The organism is Streptomyces sp. NPDC051976, from assembly GCF_040680795.1.
Classification (GTDB): domain Bacteria; phylum Actinomycetota; class Actinomycetes; order Streptomycetales; family Streptomycetaceae; genus Actinacidiphila.
The window spans coordinates 46,316-63,355 of the sequence record NZ_JBFAXL010000052.1 but is presented as its reverse complement, the minus strand read 5'-3'; the positions used below and the strand labels follow the sequence as shown (position 1 = coordinate 63,355).

Genomic DNA, 17,040 nt, shown 5'->3' with positions numbered 1-17,040 from the left:
GTGGGCAAACGGCCCCGGAGCCCCTTCATGCCCATCACCGCAGGTCAGCCCGCAGATTCACCACCGCCGTATGCCCACCAACTGTCGAACTCGGGTGGCACAACGACCACACCGGACAGCCCGTCCTGCGCTCACTGACCGCCTACGATCACTGACCCCTTGGAATCGATCATCTAGCTAGGGAACTCTCGCCGCGCCACACGCCGGGGACGTCGGCGCTGTCAGTTTCCCCAGGCTGTGACCGCGTCATGAGCGCGGGCAACGAGCGCGTTGATGACCTCGGCGGTCGGAGCGCCTCCGGCGGCTTCGTTCTGGGGGTGGTCGAGCACACGGCGTCGCACACCCTCAGCGATGATCGCCACCTTCCATAGCCCGAGGCTGTGCCAGTAGGGATAGTCGTCCACGGCGGTTCCGCTCGCCTGGGCATACGCCTCGACAAGGTCCGCCCGAGACGCCCACCCCGGCGCCAGCGACGGGGAATCGTCGGCGGACGGCATCTCGCCGGGCATGGGCCAGTAGGCGAGCAACGTCCCGAGATCTGCCAGCGGGTGCCCGAGGGTGCTGAGCTCCCAGTCGAGGACACCGACGACCTCCGCATCTTGGACGATGACGTTGCGGAGATGGAAGTCGCCGTGGACCAGAACGCTGGACTCCTGGGGCCTGAGCCGGACGGCACCTTCTACCAGGCGTGCCGTGAGCTTCTCGAGAGACGGCAAGGGGCGGGTGCGGGACTCCTCCCACTGTCGCGTCCACCTGCGCAACTGCCGCTGGGCGTAGGGGGCACGGCTGGAGAGGTCGAGGAGTCCGGTCCCGCCGAGGTCGACGGCGTGGATGCCAGCCAAACGCTGCGCGAGACGCGGCCCGAGGCCGTGGCGGTGCGCGGCCGAAAGGCCCCGAGCGACATGGACGTCTTCGACGACAGTGCCCTCAATGTGTCCGAGGAGAACCCACGGGACATGATCCGATCGTAGCTGGGCCAGGACCGTTGGGACGGGGACGTCGGTCTCTGCCAGGGCACGCATGATCCGTGCCTCCCGGTCGACGTCGTGGGCCGACTCCAGGATCGTTCCGAGCGGGGGGCGCCGAGCCACCCATTTCCGTCCGGACTCGGACTCGATGAGGAAGGTGAGATTGGACTGGCCGTTACTGAGACGTCTGATGGCCAACCGCCCCTCAGCGCGTAGGCCCGCCCGGCCGAGGAGTGCTTTGATCGCCAACTGGTGGCCTGCGTCGGTCATCGCGGCACGACACACACGTGCGTCGCCTGGGCCGGGCCGGGACTTCCCGATCCCGAGGGTTGGACATGCCGCGGCACTTTAACCCGACGTCGGCTCGACGGGCCTGGCTGGCTCAAGCACGTTGCTGTAGCGGCTTCTTCCCGCCACAGGGGACTGCCGTTCAATCGCCTCACCTCGTATGCAACGTTTTGAGTATATGTTGCATGGTGCGAGTGTCCTGCGCAAGGTTCATCGGCTGCTGTGGAGTGTGCCCCTGGGGTGCGACGGCTTCTGGGTGCTGCGTTCAGCTGCGCCTGTGTCGCGAAGGTCACTGACGGGCGCCGCGCTTCCGCGCTATGTTGCTGCAACATTTCTCCTGTATGTTGCATAGTCGCGTCGTGTCGCGCTGTCCCGTCGCGACCCGCGCTGAGGTTGGGAGTTGCGATGGGCAACCTGGCATACCACTTTTCTGGTCTGACCGTGATCGTCACAGGTGCGGCCCGCGGTGTCGGGCTTGGCATTGCCGAGCTCTTCGCGGGGGCCGGTGCCGACACCTTCATGATCGACTTCGACGAGGGTGCTGTCGCTGAGCAGGCAGACCGCCTCGGGGCGCGTGGGCTCGCCGCCGACGTGGCGGATACGTCCGCGGTCGAGCGGGTGGTCGAGCGGGTCCTGGACGGCACTGGTCGAGTCGACGTCCTGGTCAACAACGCCGGGATATTGCGCGACCGGACCGTCTGGCACCTCACGGACGACGAATGGGCCTCCGTGATGGACGTGCACCTCGGTGGCACGTTCAGATTCACCCGGGCGGTGACACCGTCGTTCAGGCGTCAACGATCGGGCCGCATCATCAACGTGACCTCCTACAGCGGTCTGCGCGGAAACGTTGGCCAGTCCAACTACGCCGCTGCGAAGGCGGGCATCATCGGGTTCACGAAGACCACGGCGAAGGAGCTCGCGCGCTTCGGCGCGACGGTCAACGCCATCTCGCCGAACGCGCGCACACGCATGATCGAGTCCATCCCGGACGAGAAGCGGCAGGAGCTGACGCGGGGGATCCCGCTCGGCCGCTTCGGGGACCCAGGGGAGATGGCCCATGCCGTTGCCTTCCTGGCTTCTGACGAGGCGGCGTACATCACCGGAGTTGTGCTGCCGGTCGACGGCGGGCTCTCGATCTGATGACCGGCCCGAGGGGCAACCGGGTCTCGTCGCTCTCGGGTGTGGCGGGGACGGCGACGACGAACCGGACCGTCAGGAAGAAGTGAGGCGACATGAGAGAAGCAGTCATCGTTTCGACGGCACGGACGCCGATCGGGAAGGCGTACCGCGGCGCCTTCAACGACACGCCGGCGCAGGAACTCGCCGCCCACGCCATTGCACACGCGGTACGGCGCGCCGGACTCGAGGGAGGCGAGGTCGACGACGTGATCCTCGGCTGCGCGATGCAGCAGGGGGCGTCCGGCTTCAACGTCGCGCGTCAGGCCACCCTCCGTGCCGGGCTGCCGGAGAGCGTCTCGGGGATGACGATCGACCGGCAGTGCTCGTCGGGTCTGATGGCCATCGCGACGGCCGCCAAGCAGATCGTCGCGGACGGCATGCAGGTCGCTGTCGGGGGCGGTGTCGAGTCGATTTCCCTGGTGCAGAACGACCACATGAACGACCACCGCACGACGGACCCCTGGCTGGTCGCGCACAAGCCCAGTATCTACATGCCGATGTTGCAGACGGCGGAGGTGGTCGCCGAACGCTATGGCGTGAGCCGGGAGCGCCAGGACGAGTTCGCGCTGCGGTCGCAGCAGCGCACGGCCGCGGCGCAGGAGGCCGGGCGGTTCGACCAGGAGATCGTCGCGCTCGACAGTGTCAGGAAGGTCCAGGACAAGCAGTCGGGGGAAGTGCGGCGCGAGGCCGGGACCCTGACCCGGGACGAGGGCAGCCGCGCCTCGACGACCCTCGGAGTCCTGGCCGGGCTAGCGCCGGTGTTGCCGGACGGCGGGGTGACCGCGCGATCGACCGTGACGGCGGGCAACTCTTCCCAACTGTCGGACGGCGCTTCGGCGTCGGTGCTGATGGAGGTGCGGGAAGCCGCACGCCGCGGCATGGAGCCCTTGGGCACCTACCGTGGCATGACGGTTGCCGGTTGTGCGCCTGACGAGATGGGGATCGGTCCGGTCTATGCCATCCCGAAGCTACTCAAGCAGCACGGTCTCACCACCGACGACATCGGCCTGTGGGAGCTCAACGAGGCGTTCGCCTCTCAGGCGTTGTACTGCCGGGACGAACTGCACATCGACCCGGAGCGGTTCAACGTCAATGGCGGCGCGATCTCAGTCGGTCACCCGTACGGGATGACCGGGGCCCGGCTGGTGGGCCATGCACTCATCGAGGGCAAACGCCGGGGCATCCGGTATGTCGTGATCTCGATGTGCGTGGGCGGCGGGATGGGCGCAGCCGGCCTCTTCGAGGTCGCCTGATCTCAGCAACGCCGCCGGATGAAACCCAACGAACGAGAGCGGTGCCCTTTACCCGTCAGGAGTTCAGATGTCTTTGTTCGAAATGTCGGACCGCGCCAAGAAGTACCAGGCGGACCTACTGGGGTTCATGGACTCGCACGTGTACCCCGCCGAGACCGTCTACCATGAGCAGATGCTCGCCTCGGGTGACCCGCATTTCCAGCCGCCGGTACTCGAAGAGCTCAAGTCGCAGGCGCGGAGGCGCGGACTGTGGAACCTCTTCCACCCGCATCCGCAGTGGGGGCCGGGGCTGACGAACCTTGAGTACGCGCCGTTGGCGGAGATCATGGGCCGCAGCCACATCGCGTCCGAAGGGTGCAACTGCAACGCCCCCGACACCGGCAACATGGAAGTCCTCACGCTGTTCGGCAGCGACGAGCACAAGGAGAAGTACCTCAAGCCGCTGCTCGACGGGACGATGGCCTCGGCCTTCGCGATGACCGAGCCGCGTGTTGCCAGCTCCGATGCCACCAACATCGAGTTGCGGATGGAGCGCGACGGCGACGAGTACGTGCTCAACGGCCGCAAGTGGTTCGTGTCCAACGCCCTGCACCGCAACTGCAAGGTACTCATCGTCATGGGTAAGACGGACCCGGCCGCCGCTCCGCACCGGCAGCAGTCGATGATGGTCGTCCCGATCGACGCCCCCGGGATCACGGTGATGCGCGGTCTACCCGTGTTCGGCTACCAGGACCGGGAAGGACACGCCGAAATCGACTTCACCGACGTGCGCGTTCCAGCCAAGGACGTCCTGAAGGGCGAGGGAGAGGGCTTCGCGATCAGCCAGGCCCGGCTCGGGCCCGGTCGTATCCACCACTGCATGCGGGCCATCGGCGCAGCCGAGCGGGCACTGGAGATGATGTGCCAGAGAGCGGGATCACGAGTGACCTTCGGCAGTCCGGTTGCCGAACGGTCCAATGTCCAGGACTGGATCGCGGAAGCGCGCATAGACATCGAGATGATCCGCCTGCTCACCCTCAAGGCCGCGTACTTGATGGACACGGTCGGGAACAAGCAAGCGCGCACCGAAATCGCGGCTATCAAGGTGGCCGCCCCGAACATCGCGCTGAAGATCGTCGACCGCGCAATCCAGGTGCACGGGGGAGCAGGGGTGACGGACGACTTCCCGCTCGCGATGATGTTCGCGCATCTGCGGACGCTGCGCCTGGCGGACGGTCCTGACGAGGTCCACAAGCGCGCCATCGCCAGGCAGGAAGTGCGGCGGTACCGCGTCGCGGCCAAGGGTGCGGTGGCTCCACCGGTGTGAGCGGGGAGCTGTGGGGTCCCGGTCGGGAAATGGCGTCGCCGACCTTGCCGCGGGTCGCGACTCCCGCAGCAAGGTCGGCGTGAGGTCAGTCAGCCAGTGACGCTTTCCCCGCGCTGCCCGCAGCAGGTCGTGGCGCAGCGGATCGAGGCAGGCGAGGCTGTCTTCGAGTCCGCCGGGGCGGGAGCGCGGAAGCCAGCATGCGCGCTGCTCGGCGACGAGTGGTTCAAGTGCGGCAGAGGTCGGACAGCGTCCGGGAACAGCACGCGGGCGATCGGGGAGGCGTTGAGCAGCGGGACGCCGAACGCATGGGAGACCCTCCCGAGGCGGTCGAGTACGGATCCGGTGTGGCCGGTGGGGAAGCACGTGTTCGTTGAACACGGCCGCGATGTCGAGGCCGCGGTTCGCCTCCAGGCACCAGCTCACAGCACCGCCGAAGACCGCCGGGCCGAAGGTGACCGAGGGGGGCCCACATGCCGTTGTCACCCCACGAGGTGAGCAGATAGCCCTCGGCGGCGGCTTCCAGTCCCACCTCGGCGGCGGCCGTCGTCATGTTCTCCACGGCGTTGTCGAGCTGGCTGAGGAGGGTCCAGTTGTCCGTGCCCGGGGAGACCAAAGGGGCACGCTGCCTTGCGCAGCAGATTCGCTCCCCTGCCACCGAAACCCTCCCGTAGCCGATCGACATCTGAGCCCAAGAGCTGCCAGGTGTGCAGCTCGCCGCCGTCGGCGGCAAGGACGTCGGCCGCGAACCGCGGGGCGTCGTACTGCCAGATGACGGGCACGGCGCCGGGCGGGACCCGGCCCATGAGTGGAGGGTGGTCGGTAACGACATCTGCCCAGAACTGGACTGCGTAGCCAGCTTCCAGCCAGGGCTCCATCACTGCCGTCAGGTAGGCGATGTAGACCTCGCCCAGGCCGTCTCGCGCCACCTGTTCACATGACTGCCCGGTTCCGAGTTGGAAGGGTTCGTCGGCTCCGATGTTGACGCGTTTGGCACGGACGTTGCCGGTGACCTCCTGGAGCAGGGAGGTGGCGAAGGCGGAGTTGTCGGGGGGGTGCCCCTATGCCTTTGGTCAAGGAAACAGGGCTGCGTTGAGCCTGGGAGCCGGGCAACATGGCGGGGTGACCGACCTGCTGTGGGATGACGTGAAGTGCTTCTTCGACCCGGACTTGATGGGGTCGCTGCCGGACGTGCGTGTCCCGGACGCCTCGGTGGAGGACTGGCAGGCGGTCCTCGATCTTGTCGCGGAGAAGGGCTGGAAGTGCCAGTACTCCGAGGGATTGACGGTGCTTCCGGTGCCCCGGGCGGAAGCCGTGCTGTCCCGCCCGGCGGATGCCGAGTGCCCTGACCTGCGGGTCTGGCCGACTGCCGATGTGTTGGCGATCTTCCGTTTCGATGCCGACGATGAAGTCGACTTCGACGTCGACCTGCGGGAGTTGCAGGGCCAGGATCGACTTGATGTGTTCTGCGGCTTCCTTCGGGCGATCGGGCAGCGGCTGGGCAAGCCGGTGCTGATGGACCCGGAAGGCGACTATGGCCATCCGGTGCTCGGCTTCGACGTCGAGGCTGATCGAGTCGTTCTCCTCGCAGACCCGCAGGTCAGGTGACCGCGGCCGACGGCTGCGGTTCGTAGAAGGTTCCGTCGCGGAGCATCGCGAACAAGACGTCGGCCCGGCGCCTGGCGAGGCAGAGCAAGGCCTGGGTGTGGTGTTTGCCCTGGGCGATCTTCTTGTCGTAGTAGGCCCTTGATTCCGGGTCGCCCAGGGCGGCGAACGCGGAGAGGAAGAAGGCCCGTTTGAGCTGCTTGTTTCCTCTGCGGGAGGGTTGTTCGCCGCGGATCGATGAGCCTGAGTTCCGGGTGGCGGGGGCGAGTCCTGCGTAGGCGGCGAGGTGACCGGCGGTCGGGAAGGCGCTGCCGTCACCGACCTCGATCAGGATCCGGGCTCCGGTCCTGACGCCGACTCCCGGCATCGAGGTCAGTACCTTCGAAAGAGGGTGGGCCTCCAGCAGTTCCTCGATCCGCCCGGCCAGCAGTCTGCGCTGGTCGAGCACGGCCGTCAGTGAAGCGGCCAGGCTCGGGACGAGCAGCGCGGCCGCCTCGGTCCCTGGAACCGTCACGGTCTGCTCGTCCAGCGCGTCGAAGATCTCCTCGACCAGCCGCTCGGCCATCCTCGGTGCCTTCGGCCGCAGCAGCGTGACCAGCCGACGCCGGCCCGCTTTGCGGATCTGGGCCGGGGACCCGAACCGTTCCAGCAGCGTGAGGACGGCCGGGTGCTGCAACCGGGGCCCCAGGACCCGTTCCAGCGATGGGTGGATCTGGGTCAGCAGGCCGTGCAGCCGGTTTGCGACCCTGGTCGCCTCGCCGGCCAGGTCGTCGTCGAACCCCACGATCATCTCCAGCTCGGCGATCGTCTCCTCCTCGCCGTTGATCGCACGCAGCGTGTGCGGCATCGCGCGGGACGCGTCGGCGATGATGAACGCGTCCTTCGCGTCCGTCTTGGCCTCACCGGGGTAGAGGTCGGCGATCCGCCGCATCGTCAGCCCCGGCAGATAGGCGACCGGGCAGCCCATGTTCCTCGCGACCGCCAGCGGCAGGGCCCCGATCGAGGCCGGATGATCGACCACGACCAGCACCGTCCCGCGCTTGGCCTGGAGCTTGGCGAACAGCTCGCGGAGCTTGGGCTCGGTGTTGGGCAGCCGTTTGTCGAACGCCTTCTTCCCGGCCGGGGTGACGGCGGTGGCGTGGTGTTCGCCCTTGCCGACGTCCAGGCCGAGGAAGACGTCGATGTCGCCGGTGTCGATCACGTGCAGGCCCCTCCATCACGCTTTCGTCCGGCCTTGCCTGGGCACCGAGCTGCCACATCCACGTTACGGAGAGCTCTTCCGGCTTTGGGCGAAGCCGGTGCTCAAGCCCCTCATCAGCGGTCCGTCGATGCCTCCGGGCCCGGTGACACCACCCCCCGGATCATCAACAACAAGGGGGGAAGTCATGCCGGACCCGAAGGCCGGTAGCCCCATTGCGGAGCCACGAAGACGGTAACGGGGGGGAGCCAGAGTGCTGGGAGGGCGGTGCACACCGCCCCGGTCGAAGCCGTCGGGGTTCTCCGCGCGGTGGATGTACGCCTCGTGCCGCAGGAAGCGTTCCATGTGGCCGAAGGTGTTCTGGTTCGCCACGAGGGTGATACCGGGGGCGGCGCACCGGACGTCGAGCCACCGCAGGTCGTCGGCGGTCAGCGGGGAGGCGTCCTGCCATACCTGTTGATGGTCGCGGAAGGCGAAGGTGTGTTCGCAGTACAGCTCCAGTTGGTTGAAGCGGGCCAGGGCGACGATGCTGAGCCATCGTTCCAGGGTGCGGCGGGTCGGGACCCGGTCGCGGCTGATGTCGAGGAGGAAGCCTAGGACGGCGAAGTCGGGGTGGTCGGCGATGTCGTAGCCCACGGCGGGGAAGTCGGAAGCGGCGCGCAGCTGGTCCAGGCTCTGCTGGGCGTAGCGCAGGCCGGCGGTGTCGCGGTGGCGGATGGTGATGCCACCGGGCTCGGTCCGCAGTCGGTAGCCCTGGGCAGGAAGGATGTCGTCGGCGGTCGCGTTCACGGGCGCGTCGAACGCGGCGCCACCCGTGGTGGTGGTCATCGAGCGAGGCTTGGGGAAGGGCCCCACGGGCACGGGTGGCTCCGGAGTATGGGGGTGGGGGAGACGTGGTGGTTTCCCGGGAGGGTCCGTCAGCCTTGTGCCGCCTTCGCCACCTTCTCCAGAAAGAGCACCGGGCGCAGCAGATCTTCTTATTAGACCGTTCGGCCCTGTTCCGTGGGATCTGTGCGGTGATCGGGCGTGCGGTCGACTGGGCTGGCGTCGGCGGGCTGCAGTTGACCGGGGAGGGCGGTGGCATCAGCAGCTGACAAGCAGGTGCCGGTGTCGGCTCATGAAGGGTGAGACCACCGGACAGTCCGACCACGAGAAGCGTGATCCGGCGGGCGCCGCCAGCAGCAACAGCCGCAACGGGGTCCGCTCGGGAAGGGAGCTGACCGACTTCGGGCCGGTCGTCGAGTAACCGTTCCGCGAGACCGTGACCCCCAGAAGTGGGACGATCCCGCAGATGTCCGGGCAGGGAACGGATGGTGGGCAACGGCCTGGGCCATCGCTTCGGTCCTCATCACCCATCGCTTGGGCGGTACCCAATGCGGTTCTTGACACGTCACAGCGGAGATGCAACATTGGATGCGGATGTTGCACCCGGGTCGAGCTATAGGACGAGTGGTACGGCGTCCGGGAATACCGATGTCTGCCAGGAGGCCGACTCATCAGCCCTTGCCGCTTGCAATGCGGTCCAAAGCGAGGTCCATGCGGTGATCACCGGCAAGAGACTGTGCGCTGCCGGGCCAGTGAATTACCGAGATTCTTCGCGTGACGTCGCAGGTCTCAACTGCCGGAACAGCAACAGTGCTCGATCCACGAACGACTCCAACCAGAGATCATCAGTAGTGATTCAGGGCCAGCGCCCCCGCGGAGACATCGAAGCGCGCATCCGGTACAGGAGAACGACATCCCCGGAGCCAAGAACCCACCGCGGCTGACTGAGCCCCTGTGGCTGCACAGGTCAGCGGTGCCGCTGGGCAGGCCCTCGACCTAGTGCGCGCGGGGAGACGGCGTGCATTGCGGGCGGTGCAGCACCCGAGCTCTCTCATGGCGTACGCAAGTCAACGCCCTCCAGTAAGACTTCTGTATGAAGGTCGGGCCGCTCACCCATTTCTGTGCCCCACAGAGAAGATTGCTATGCCTCGCCGATCTATCCGTGATGGACCTGATCAATGTCGGCCATGCCGGGGGCCGTCCGGACCGACTGCTGGCAAGGCAGTGACGAAGGGAAGATGAGATGGCACATCGCGGCCTGTCCGGGAAGGTCGTCCTCCTCACCGGGACGGGTGCCCTGGTCGAAGAGGTCACCCAGAGCCTGCTGGCGGGAGGCGCTCAAGTGGCACTCGCGGGCACTCTCGCCCGCGGCGGGCGTACGGTGCTGCCGGATCCGGCGTCGCCCGCCCTTCCCTGCCGCCCCGGCGATCCGGTCGTACTCGGCCAGGCCGTCGATGCGGTGATCGACCGCTTCGGCCGCCTGGACCACGTGGTGAACCTGATCGCCGCCGGCCCACAGCCGGCCCCGCTGATGGAACTGGACCCACTGGCCCTGCGCGACATCCTGCTGAGAAATCTGGTGATGCCACTGGCCTTGGTTCAGCGCGCGTACTGGCGCTGGATGGGCACACGCGGCGGATCAGTCATCAACGTGGTCACCGACGTCATACGGGACGCTCCGCAGGACACGGCCCTGGCCGGCCTGACGGCGATCACCGAGTGGCTCTCGGCCGAACTGGCCCCCGACGTCCGCGTGCACACCCTCATGCCCGGTCCGTCTCTCGGCCCCGACGCCTACCAGGCGGCCATCGCGGGCGTGCTGTACGACCTGCTGCCCCGCTCCACGAACGGTTTGCATGAACCCGTCCTCGTACTCACCGAACCACGCGTCTCCTCGCTACAGGCCGTCTGGCCGAACAGGGCCATGGCACGCCAGGCTCCTCCAGCGGCACAGGTCACTTGGCGCCAAGTGCTCGCCGGGGTCCTCGCCGTTCCCGAAGTGCCTCAGCGTACGAACACCTGACGACGGACAAGATCATTCCCGGCATCGATAGATACGGTTGCGCTCGGTGTAGCCATGGACAGCACGTTTTTCTGCTTACCGATGCCCAGAAGGCGCACGAACAAGCTGCCCTCGTCGGTGGGGAGGTAGGTGATGTCGCCGACCAGCTTCTCACCCGGTGTGCTCGCGGTGAAGTCACGTGACCCAGTTCCGCAGCCCCTCAACGCGAGCCCGATCTCCCGGGCCCCTCGGTGACGGTCCCCCCAGACGAGCGGACCAGCGCGACCGCGTCCCGCCTGAACTCCGCCGAGTACCGCCTGCTGCGGTTGCTCTTACTTCTCACCTGGCATTACTTCCTCTGGAACCTCACGTCCCAGTCCAGGTGTCCAACATCAAGCGGAAGCTTCAGCCATGGGGTGCCCCTTCGCGACACCGTACGAGTTCCGGCCCCGCCTGGTACACAGGGCCGGAACGGTATCTCACCCGAGCCGGTCGTACATGCCTTCAAGGTCGATTTCGCCGTCGCGGGTCTGCAGCCCGGCCGCGATCGCTTGGTGCATGAGGTCGACGACGGACTGCGGAGCCGGGTAGACCCTTGCGTGCGACTGAGCCTCCTCGGCCAGGTTCGGCACCGGCCCGCTGGCCTCGGCGGCGTCGATGGCCTGCGTAGCCGCTTCGGCGACGCCGGGAGGAAGTGCGGCGATACGGCTGGCGAGCCGCTCCACGAAGGCGTCGAGCTCCTCGGGTTCGATGGCGCGGTTGATCCAGCCGTACCGCTCGGCCAGCTCGCTGTCGTACAGCTCGGCGCCGAGGACAATCTCCAGAGCCCGGGCGCGGCCGAGAAGGCGCGTGAGGTACTGCGTACCGCCGCCGCCCGGAAAGATGCCCATACGCGTCTCCGGCTGCGCCAACCAGGTCTGGCCGCGGGCGGCGAAGCGCATGTCGGCGGCCATTGCGAGCTCGGAACCGCCACCGCGCAGGCGTCCGCGCAGCTTTGCGATGGTGACCTGCGGCAGCGTGCGGAACCGCTCGTGCAACTGCTGCAGCGGATTGAGGGCCGGATCCCCCTCGCCATCGGCCAGTGCCATCAGTTCCGACGGATCGAACATCCAGTTGGCGTCTGCGTGGGCCGAGAAGAACTCCGGATTGGCCGACTCCACAATGATCACCCGCAGGCTCTTGTCGGCCTTGGCTTCACGAACCACCCGAATCAGATCGGCGGCCATAGCCGTGTTGAGGATGTTGACCGGCGGGTTGTCCAAGGTCACGGTGGCGACGGCGCCATTGCGACGGACATGCAGCGCGGTGTAGCCGGTTTCAGGCAGAGGCATGACGTTCCTTCATTCGCTTGTTTCAAGGGGCGCGGGTCTCGCCCTCCCAAAACAACCGTATGGACGTCGCAACGGATGCTTCAATGACAGAAATGCTTACTTCTTTGTCCGTCTGTGTCATGAGCGCGGTCTCTACGCGCGAGATCGTCGTAGAATCCTTGCCGTGGATGTGTTGGTTGACGCGCTCGCGTTGGCGGGAGTCAGTGGGACTGCCGCGGTCCGTATCGAAGCCGGTCGCGGCTGGGGAGCGTCCTGGGCGCAGAACGCCGACGCTGTGTTGTATGCCGTCGCCACCGGTAATGTCTGGGTGATCCCGGCAGCCGCGGACGGCGAGCTGCGGCCGGTCGAGTTGGGGCCTGGGGACGTGGTCCTGCTGCCCACGGGCATCGCTCACAGCATCACCGATGACCCTCGCCGCACACCGGTGCCGTGCGACACCAAGGCCACTGACGAACTGCGACACCAGGGGGCACCGCTGCTCCTGGGCGCCGGCTCCCCCCGCGCCAGACTCCTGGGCGCGTCCTATCGGCACGACCAGGTCGTCTCCCTACATGTACTCAACTTGCTCCCCCAGATCGTCCACATCCAGGCCAACGGGGCGGCCACCGCGCTCGACGACGTAGTGCGCCTACTCATCCGGGAGATCGCGAACCCGCGGCCCGGGGCCCAGGTCGTCCTGGATCGCCTTGTCGACATCGTGCTCGTCCAGATCCTGCGCAGCTGGCTGGACACCGCGCCCGGCCTCGCTCGCGGTTCCTGGCTCGGCGCCCTCACCGATCCGCTGGTCAGCGACGCTATGGCTCGCATCCACGCCCAGCCTGCCCACCCCTGGACCACCGAACGCCTCGCCCAGCTCCTGGCGGTCTCCCGTTCCACCTTGAATCGGCGCTTCCACGAGGCCACCGGACGGAACCCGGCGGAATACCTCGTCCAGTGGCGGATGGACATCGCCGCCCGGCGGCTGCGCGATTCCGACGCCGGCATCGAGGTCATCGCGCGATCCGTCGGTTACACCTCTGTCTACGCGTTCAACCGGGCGTTCCACCGAACCAGGGGACTGCCACCGGCGCGCTTCCGCCACGCTTCGCGCCAGGAGTCCGTCGCTGCAGATGTCTGAGCGCAGTCGCAATCCCGCCCGCGATGGGCGCCCGGTGGGCCTCGTGGCCGAGCGACGGGCTGGGAGCTGGGCCTCGACTCACTGATGGCCGTCAGGCTTCGGAACCGGCTACTGTCGACCTTCGCCACCGACATGCCGCCACGCTTCCTCTTCGCCGGCAACACGGTCAGGCACGTGGTCAACTGATCTGCCGCCAGCTCACCCTCAAGAGCTCTATCGCGACGGACGACAGTACAGAGGACGCTGTCAACTTTGATAGAGCGTCAGACAAAGAAGATGCTCGACCAGGGCCCGCACATGACGCGCCGAGCGGGTTCTCCGCCAGTGGATTCATAGGCGCAGGACACGGACCTATCTGACGCTCTGTCAAAGTTGACAACACCGATGAGCGTTCGCCCAGGGAGCGCCTCCTGCGGAGGAGCCTGTAAGTCAACGTGCTCACCAACCTCCCGGCCGACTATGCGGAGGAAACCATGAGCCATTGGTTGCGGGCTGGGCGCCGCGTCTCCGTCGGCGTGGACAGGCATGCGATGAGGAGGCTGCCGCGGCCGTGCTCATCCGGCGCGCAGCTATGGGTCCAGGGTCCAGGTTCATCGGCGGGTCCTCCGTCTGTGACCCTGATGCCCAGGTCGGGCTCGTCGGAGTCGGGTCCGATCGGACGGAGTTGCAGGGATAGTGGTGGGCGAGCGTGTTCGACGCCGTTGGTGACGAGTTCGGAGACGACCAGAACGGCGCGGTCGATACCGTCGGGGCTCCAGCCCCACGCGGTCAGGAGCGCGCGGGTGAGCCGGCGGGCCGCCGCGGGAGCGGTGGCGTTGTGCGGCAAGTAGCGGTGTGCTTCGGGGTGGGGTACAGCGTGCGGCGTGTGATCCATGTCGGGGTCCAGGTAGTGCGGTCCTGTGGTAGCGGGCGACGGCGCCTCGGCGGGTGCACAGACGGCGCGGAGATCCATTTCTTTGGTGCCGATGAGTTGGGTCATGCTGTCGGTCAGGTGGGGGTTTCGGCGGTGGCGGTCAGGACCGCGCGGCCGAGGATGTGGCCAGCCATGGTGAAGCCCAGGACGGCCGGGGTGGCGTCGGGCGGGACGCCGATGGAGGGGACGCGCAGCCCGTTTCATCGGCGCCGCCCCGTCGGCCGGGCACGGCCCTCACCGCTACCCAGTGCCGGGGTCGAAGCTGGGGGCGGGGCGGACGCGGGTGCCGGATCGGCAGGCGTTGTGCGGGATCCTGTTCGTGCTGCATACCGGCAGCATACGCAGTTATCTGGTCATATGACCAGTGTTTCCGGTCGACTGACCATAAATTTTGGGTTCTGTGCCAAACTGGTGCGTATGACCACCGAGTCCGGCGACCTGCCAGCCGCGATCAAGCGCCGAAACCGTCCCCAGCGCGCCACCAGCGATGAGCTGGTCCAAGCCGCGCTGCGGGTGATCGCGCGCGAAGGGGTGGCTGCCACGACCACCAGGAAGATCGCAGATGAGGCCGGTGTGCCGCTCGGCACGGTTCACTATTGGTTCGCCGATAAGAATGACCTGCTCGAACAGGTCGTCCGCGAAGTCGTACGACGTCTCGAGGCGGCGGTCACGGCCAGTGGAATGCCACGCGGCGGTACGGTCGACGACATCCGCGACGGCCTGCACGCGGCGTGGGCGGAGATCGCGGGCGACGATCCCGGAGCACAACTCGGACTCTACGAACTCACCGCCCTCGCACTGCGCACCCCGGCGATGCGTCAACTGGCCCGGCTGCAGTACGCCAGCTATCGCGAACTGGCCGGCCGCGCGCTCGACCTCGCGCCCGCAGGCCTCGACGCACAGCGCGCCACCGCGGTCACGGAATTGATCGCTGCCGCCTTCGACGGCCTCTGCCTGGCCTGGCTCGCCGACCCCGAGGGCTGCCACCCCGCTGCCGTGCTCGACCTGCTCGCGGAACTTCTCGGCCACGTATTGACCGGAGACCCACCGCACGGTACCGACACGCCGCTGGGCCGGCCGAACCACTGATTCTCCCCGACCGCCGCGGCCTGCATGGGGCATCCCTGACACTCGGCGTCAGTTCGGCGAGCTCTGTCGAGTCCAAGGCGTCAGGGAGTGTTGTGGCGATGCCCTGGCGACGAGCAGATGTTAGAGGTCTGTTCAGCAGGCGGGCCGAGGCGACTGCCCCGATTCCTAATGGAGATGCCAAGCGGCCGTTGTGACGGAGGGTATGGAGTCGTAGCACCGTCCGTCACGCAAGAGGGCCCACAGGACGTTGACGCGGCGGCGGGCGAGGGCCATGACGGCCTGGCTGTGTCGTTTGCCTTCGGCGCGTTTGCGGTCGTAGAAGCGGCGGGACTCGTCGCAGTAGCGGATGCTGATCAACGCGGAGGTGTAGAAGACGCGTTGGAGGCGTCGGCTGTAGCGGGTGGGGCGGTGCAGGTTGCCGCTCACCTTCCCCGAGTCGCGAGGTACTGGGGAGACGCCGGCGAAGGCGGCCAGCCGGTCCGGACTGGTGAAGGCACTCATGTCTCCGCCCGTGGCGGCGAGGAACTCGGCGCCCAGCAGGGTGCCGATGCCGGGCATGCTGGCGATCACTTCCGCGTCGCGGTGGCGGCGAAACCGGCCCTCGATGAGCTTGTCGGTTTCCGCGATCTTCTCGTTGAGGGCCATCACCTCCCTGGTCAGGGAGTGCACGACATGGGCGGCCATGTCCTGTCCGGGAACAGTGGTGTGCTGGGCTTCGGCGGCCTGGACGGCCCTGGCGGCGAGTTCGTCGGCGCTGCGGACCTTGCGGTTGCGCAACCAGGTGGCCAGGCGTCGCTGGCCGGTGCGTCGGATGGCGGCCGGGGTCTGGTAGCCGGTCAGCAGTACCAGGGGGCCGACGTTGCCCAGGTCGAGTTCGCGTTCCAGGGCGGGGAAGATTTCGGTGAGGTGGCCGCGGAGCCGGTTGATGGTCCGGGTGCGGTCGTCGCTGAGATCGCGGCGGTGGCGGGTGAGGACCTTCAGCTCGGACACCAGCTCGTCGCCGGGCCGCAGGGGCGTGAGGTCGCGTCGGATGCGCGCCTGGTCGGCGATGACCGCCGCGTCCTTGGCGTCGGTCTTGCCATCGCCCCGGTAGCCCTCGGATGCCCGGTTGACCGCTCGTCCGGGGATGTAGAGGAGCTGCTGGCCGTGGTTGAGCAGGACCGCGATGACCAGAGCGGCCCCGCCGTCGGCCAAGTCGATGCCCCAGACCGCTTCGTCGCCGAGGTCGAGAACGTCTCCGAGGAGCTGGAGCAGCTCGGACTCGTCGTTGGCGACGCGCCGGGACAGCAGACGCTTGCCGGTGTCGTCTATCACCACGCAGTGATGGTGGGTCTTTCCGGCGTCGATACCGGCCCAGATCGCTGTCACTCGCTCCTCCGCAGGTCATGTTCGTACAGGCACCACGGACGACCTCGCTGTCAAGTCCCTACTGAGCGATCAGTGCCGCAATTCCTAATGAGCAGCCGAGTCGTCGTGGGGCGCCGGGCGGCGAATCGGAGGAAGCCACAACCACGGCAGACGCCTGAAAGCCACACCCGGCACCCCTGGGTGAGCCAACCCTACGAATGGCTCGCTCAGCCCAAGCAACAAGGTAGGGACGCCTGACAACGGAACGTGAGGCCGATACCTCCTGCCAGCGTGATGACGAAGATCCACATCAGGATGCTCTGCGAGAATCCGATGTCGTTCTGCCACACCGTGTACAGCAAGGTGGCGGTGTTGGACAGGACGCACACGGAGACGATGGGGACGCAGGCCAAGAGCATCCAGCGGACGGGATGTGGCGTCTGCGGGTCCGGTGCGCTCGGTGCTGTTGTGCGTGGGGGCGTTCCCTCGTGGCCGGGGCTGTCGTGCGTCGGTGTGAGCGACATGCATGTTTTCCTGCGTAAGGGGTCTGTGCGATGGGTGGCCGGGCGAGCGGGCGGGTGCCGCTGCGTCGAAAGCGGTGCCGCCCTGCCGGGAAGGA

The 17,040-nt window shown here is 67.3% G+C and carries 16 protein-coding genes and 1 pseudogene; 9 read left to right on the top strand and 8 right to left on the bottom strand.

From position 1 onward, the window contains the following. Positions 1 to 221: 221 nt before the first annotated feature. The gene (locus AB0M29_RS35500; RefSeq protein WP_365390493.1) at positions 222 to 1,238 is read right to left on the bottom strand and encodes a phosphotransferase family protein; all 1,017 of its coding nucleotides are present in this window, start codon (positions 1,236 to 1,238) and stop codon (positions 222 to 224) included. Positions 1,239 to 1,661: 423 nt separating this feature from the next. Here AB0M29_RS35500 and fabG point away from each other — a divergent pair, with 423 nt between their 5' ends. The 4 genes from fabG to AB0M29_RS35480 all read left to right on the top strand — a co-directional run bounded on the left by fabG (position 1,662) and on the right by AB0M29_RS35480 (position 6,602). Next, complete coding sequence (fabG, locus tag AB0M29_RS35495; RefSeq protein WP_365390492.1) at positions 1,662 to 2,399, top strand: 3-oxoacyl-ACP reductase FabG; 738 nt, start codon at positions 1,662 to 1,664, stop codon at positions 2,397 to 2,399. A gap of 92 nt (positions 2,400 to 2,491) precedes the next feature. Continuing rightward, the gene (locus AB0M29_RS35490) at positions 2,492 to 3,691 is read left to right on the top strand and encodes an acetyl-CoA C-acyltransferase (RefSeq protein ID WP_365390490.1); all 1,200 of its coding nucleotides are present in this window, start codon (positions 2,492 to 2,494) and stop codon (positions 3,689 to 3,691) included. Between the two features lie 67 nt (positions 3,692 to 3,758). Continuing rightward, entirely contained in the window at positions 3,759 to 4,997 is a 1,239-nt protein-coding gene (locus AB0M29_RS35485; protein WP_365390489.1) for an acyl-CoA dehydrogenase family protein, read from the top strand. 1,119 nt (positions 4,998 to 6,116) lie between these two features. Beyond that, a complete protein-coding gene (locus AB0M29_RS35480; protein WP_365390486.1) occupies positions 6,117 to 6,602 on the top strand; it encodes a hypothetical protein in 486 nt (161 codons plus the stop codon). Here the strand turns inward: AB0M29_RS35480 and AB0M29_RS35475 are convergent. After that, on the bottom strand, positions 6,595 to 7,797 hold the full coding sequence (locus tag AB0M29_RS35475; RefSeq protein ID WP_365390509.1) for an IS110 family transposase: 1,203 nt from the start codon (positions 7,795 to 7,797) through the stop codon (positions 6,595 to 6,597). The genes AB0M29_RS35480 and AB0M29_RS35475 overlap by 8 nt on opposite strands. A gap of 66 nt (positions 7,798 to 7,863) precedes the next feature. Next, complete coding sequence (locus AB0M29_RS35470; protein WP_365390485.1) at positions 7,864 to 8,625, bottom strand: glycoside hydrolase family 20 zincin-like fold domain-containing protein; 762 nt, start codon at positions 8,623 to 8,625, stop codon at positions 7,864 to 7,866. Positions 8,626 to 8,914: 289 nt separating this feature from the next. Between AB0M29_RS35470 and AB0M29_RS35465 the strand changes: the two genes are divergently transcribed. Together AB0M29_RS35465 and AB0M29_RS35460 are read left to right on the top strand one after the other, a co-directional pair. Further along, positions 8,915 to 9,043: a hypothetical protein gene (locus AB0M29_RS35465; protein WP_365390482.1), complete on the top strand. Its 129-nt coding sequence runs from the start codon at positions 8,915 to 8,917 to the stop codon at positions 9,041 to 9,043. An 822-nt stretch (positions 9,044 to 9,865) separates the two neighbouring features. Then, complete coding sequence (locus tag AB0M29_RS35460) at positions 9,866 to 10,645, top strand: SDR family oxidoreductase (RefSeq protein ID WP_365390480.1); 780 nt, start codon at positions 9,866 to 9,868, stop codon at positions 10,643 to 10,645. A 458-nt stretch (positions 10,646 to 11,103) separates the two neighbouring features. Here AB0M29_RS35460 and AB0M29_RS35455 read toward each other — a convergent pair whose 3' ends face one another. Continuing rightward, positions 11,104 to 11,955: an enoyl-CoA hydratase/isomerase family protein gene (locus tag AB0M29_RS35455; RefSeq protein ID WP_365390479.1), complete on the bottom strand. Its 852-nt coding sequence runs from the start codon at positions 11,953 to 11,955 to the stop codon at positions 11,104 to 11,106. Between the two features lie 163 nt (positions 11,956 to 12,118). Here AB0M29_RS35455 and AB0M29_RS35450 point away from each other — a divergent pair, with 163 nt between their 5' ends. After that, positions 12,119 to 13,072 carry an AraC family transcriptional regulator gene (locus AB0M29_RS35450; RefSeq protein WP_365390477.1) on the top strand — a complete coding sequence of 318 codons (954 nt, stop codon included), beginning with the start codon at positions 12,119 to 12,121 and terminating at the stop codon, positions 13,070 to 13,072. Positions 13,073 to 13,138: 66 nt separating this feature from the next. Then, on the top strand, positions 13,139 to 13,258 hold the full coding sequence (locus AB0M29_RS35445; RefSeq protein ID WP_365390507.1) for an acyl carrier protein: 120 nt from the start codon (positions 13,139 to 13,141) through the stop codon (positions 13,256 to 13,258). A gap of 271 nt (positions 13,259 to 13,529) precedes the next feature. On the opposite strand, the gene AB0M29_RS35440 is transcribed toward AB0M29_RS35445, so the two are convergent. Continuing rightward, positions 13,530 to 13,946 carry an ATP-binding protein gene (locus AB0M29_RS35440; RefSeq protein ID WP_365390504.1) on the bottom strand — a complete coding sequence of 139 codons (417 nt, stop codon included), beginning with the start codon at positions 13,944 to 13,946 and terminating at the stop codon, positions 13,530 to 13,532. Positions 13,947 to 14,059: 113 nt separating this feature from the next. Further along, a pseudogene (locus AB0M29_RS35435) lies at positions 14,060 to 14,185 on the bottom strand (YbhB/YbcL family Raf kinase inhibitor-like protein); the annotation flags it as partial. Positions 14,186 to 14,402: 217 nt separating this feature from the next. On the opposite strand from AB0M29_RS35435, the gene AB0M29_RS35430 reads away from it, so the two are divergent. Continuing rightward, complete coding sequence (locus AB0M29_RS35430; RefSeq protein ID WP_365390474.1) at positions 14,403 to 15,074, top strand: TetR family transcriptional regulator; 672 nt, start codon at positions 14,403 to 14,405, stop codon at positions 15,072 to 15,074. A 165-nt stretch (positions 15,075 to 15,239) separates the two neighbouring features. Here AB0M29_RS35430 and AB0M29_RS35425 read toward each other — a convergent pair whose 3' ends face one another. Beyond that, positions 15,240 to 16,442, bottom strand: a complete 1,203-nt coding sequence (locus tag AB0M29_RS35425) for an IS110 family transposase (protein ID WP_365390471.1) — start codon at positions 16,440 to 16,442, stop codon at positions 15,240 to 15,242. A 206-nt stretch (positions 16,443 to 16,648) separates the two neighbouring features. Then, positions 16,649 to 16,945 carry a hypothetical protein gene (locus tag AB0M29_RS35420; protein WP_365390468.1) on the bottom strand — a complete coding sequence of 99 codons (297 nt, stop codon included), beginning with the start codon at positions 16,943 to 16,945 and terminating at the stop codon, positions 16,649 to 16,651. Positions 16,946 to 17,040: the final 95 nt, after the last annotated feature.

Coding starts and splice junctions, on each gene's coding strand:
- AB0M29_RS35460 (WP_365390480.1), top strand. CDS start 9,866: ATGGCACATCGCGGCCTGTCCGGGAAGGTCGTCCTCCTCACCGGGACG.
- AB0M29_RS35420 (WP_365390468.1), bottom strand. CDS start 16,945: ATGTCGCTCACACCGACGCACGACAGCCCCGGCCACGAGGGAACGCCC.
- AB0M29_RS35485 (WP_365390489.1), top strand. CDS start 3,759: ATGTCTTTGTTCGAAATGTCGGACCGCGCCAAGAAGTACCAGGCGGAC.
- AB0M29_RS35470 (WP_365390485.1), bottom strand. CDS start 8,625: ATGACCACCACCACGGGTGGCGCCGCGTTCGACGCGCCCGTGAACGCG.
- AB0M29_RS35465 (WP_365390482.1), top strand. CDS start 8,915: ATGAAGGGTGAGACCACCGGACAGTCCGACCACGAGAAGCGTGATCCG.
- AB0M29_RS35440 (WP_365390504.1), bottom strand. CDS start 13,946: ATGGATCACACGCCGCACGCTGTACCCCACCCCGAAGCACACCGCTAC.
- fabG (WP_365390492.1), top strand. CDS start 1,662: ATGGGCAACCTGGCATACCACTTTTCTGGTCTGACCGTGATCGTCACA.
- AB0M29_RS35430 (WP_365390474.1), top strand. CDS start 14,403: ATGACCACCGAGTCCGGCGACCTGCCAGCCGCGATCAAGCGCCGAAAC.
- AB0M29_RS35455 (WP_365390479.1), bottom strand. CDS start 11,955: ATGCCTCTGCCTGAAACCGGCTACACCGCGCTGCATGTCCGTCGCAAT.
- AB0M29_RS35490 (WP_365390490.1), top strand. CDS start 2,492: ATGAGAGAAGCAGTCATCGTTTCGACGGCACGGACGCCGATCGGGAAG.
- AB0M29_RS35500 (WP_365390493.1), bottom strand. CDS start 1,238: ATGACCGACGCAGGCCACCAGTTGGCGATCAAAGCACTCCTCGGCCGG.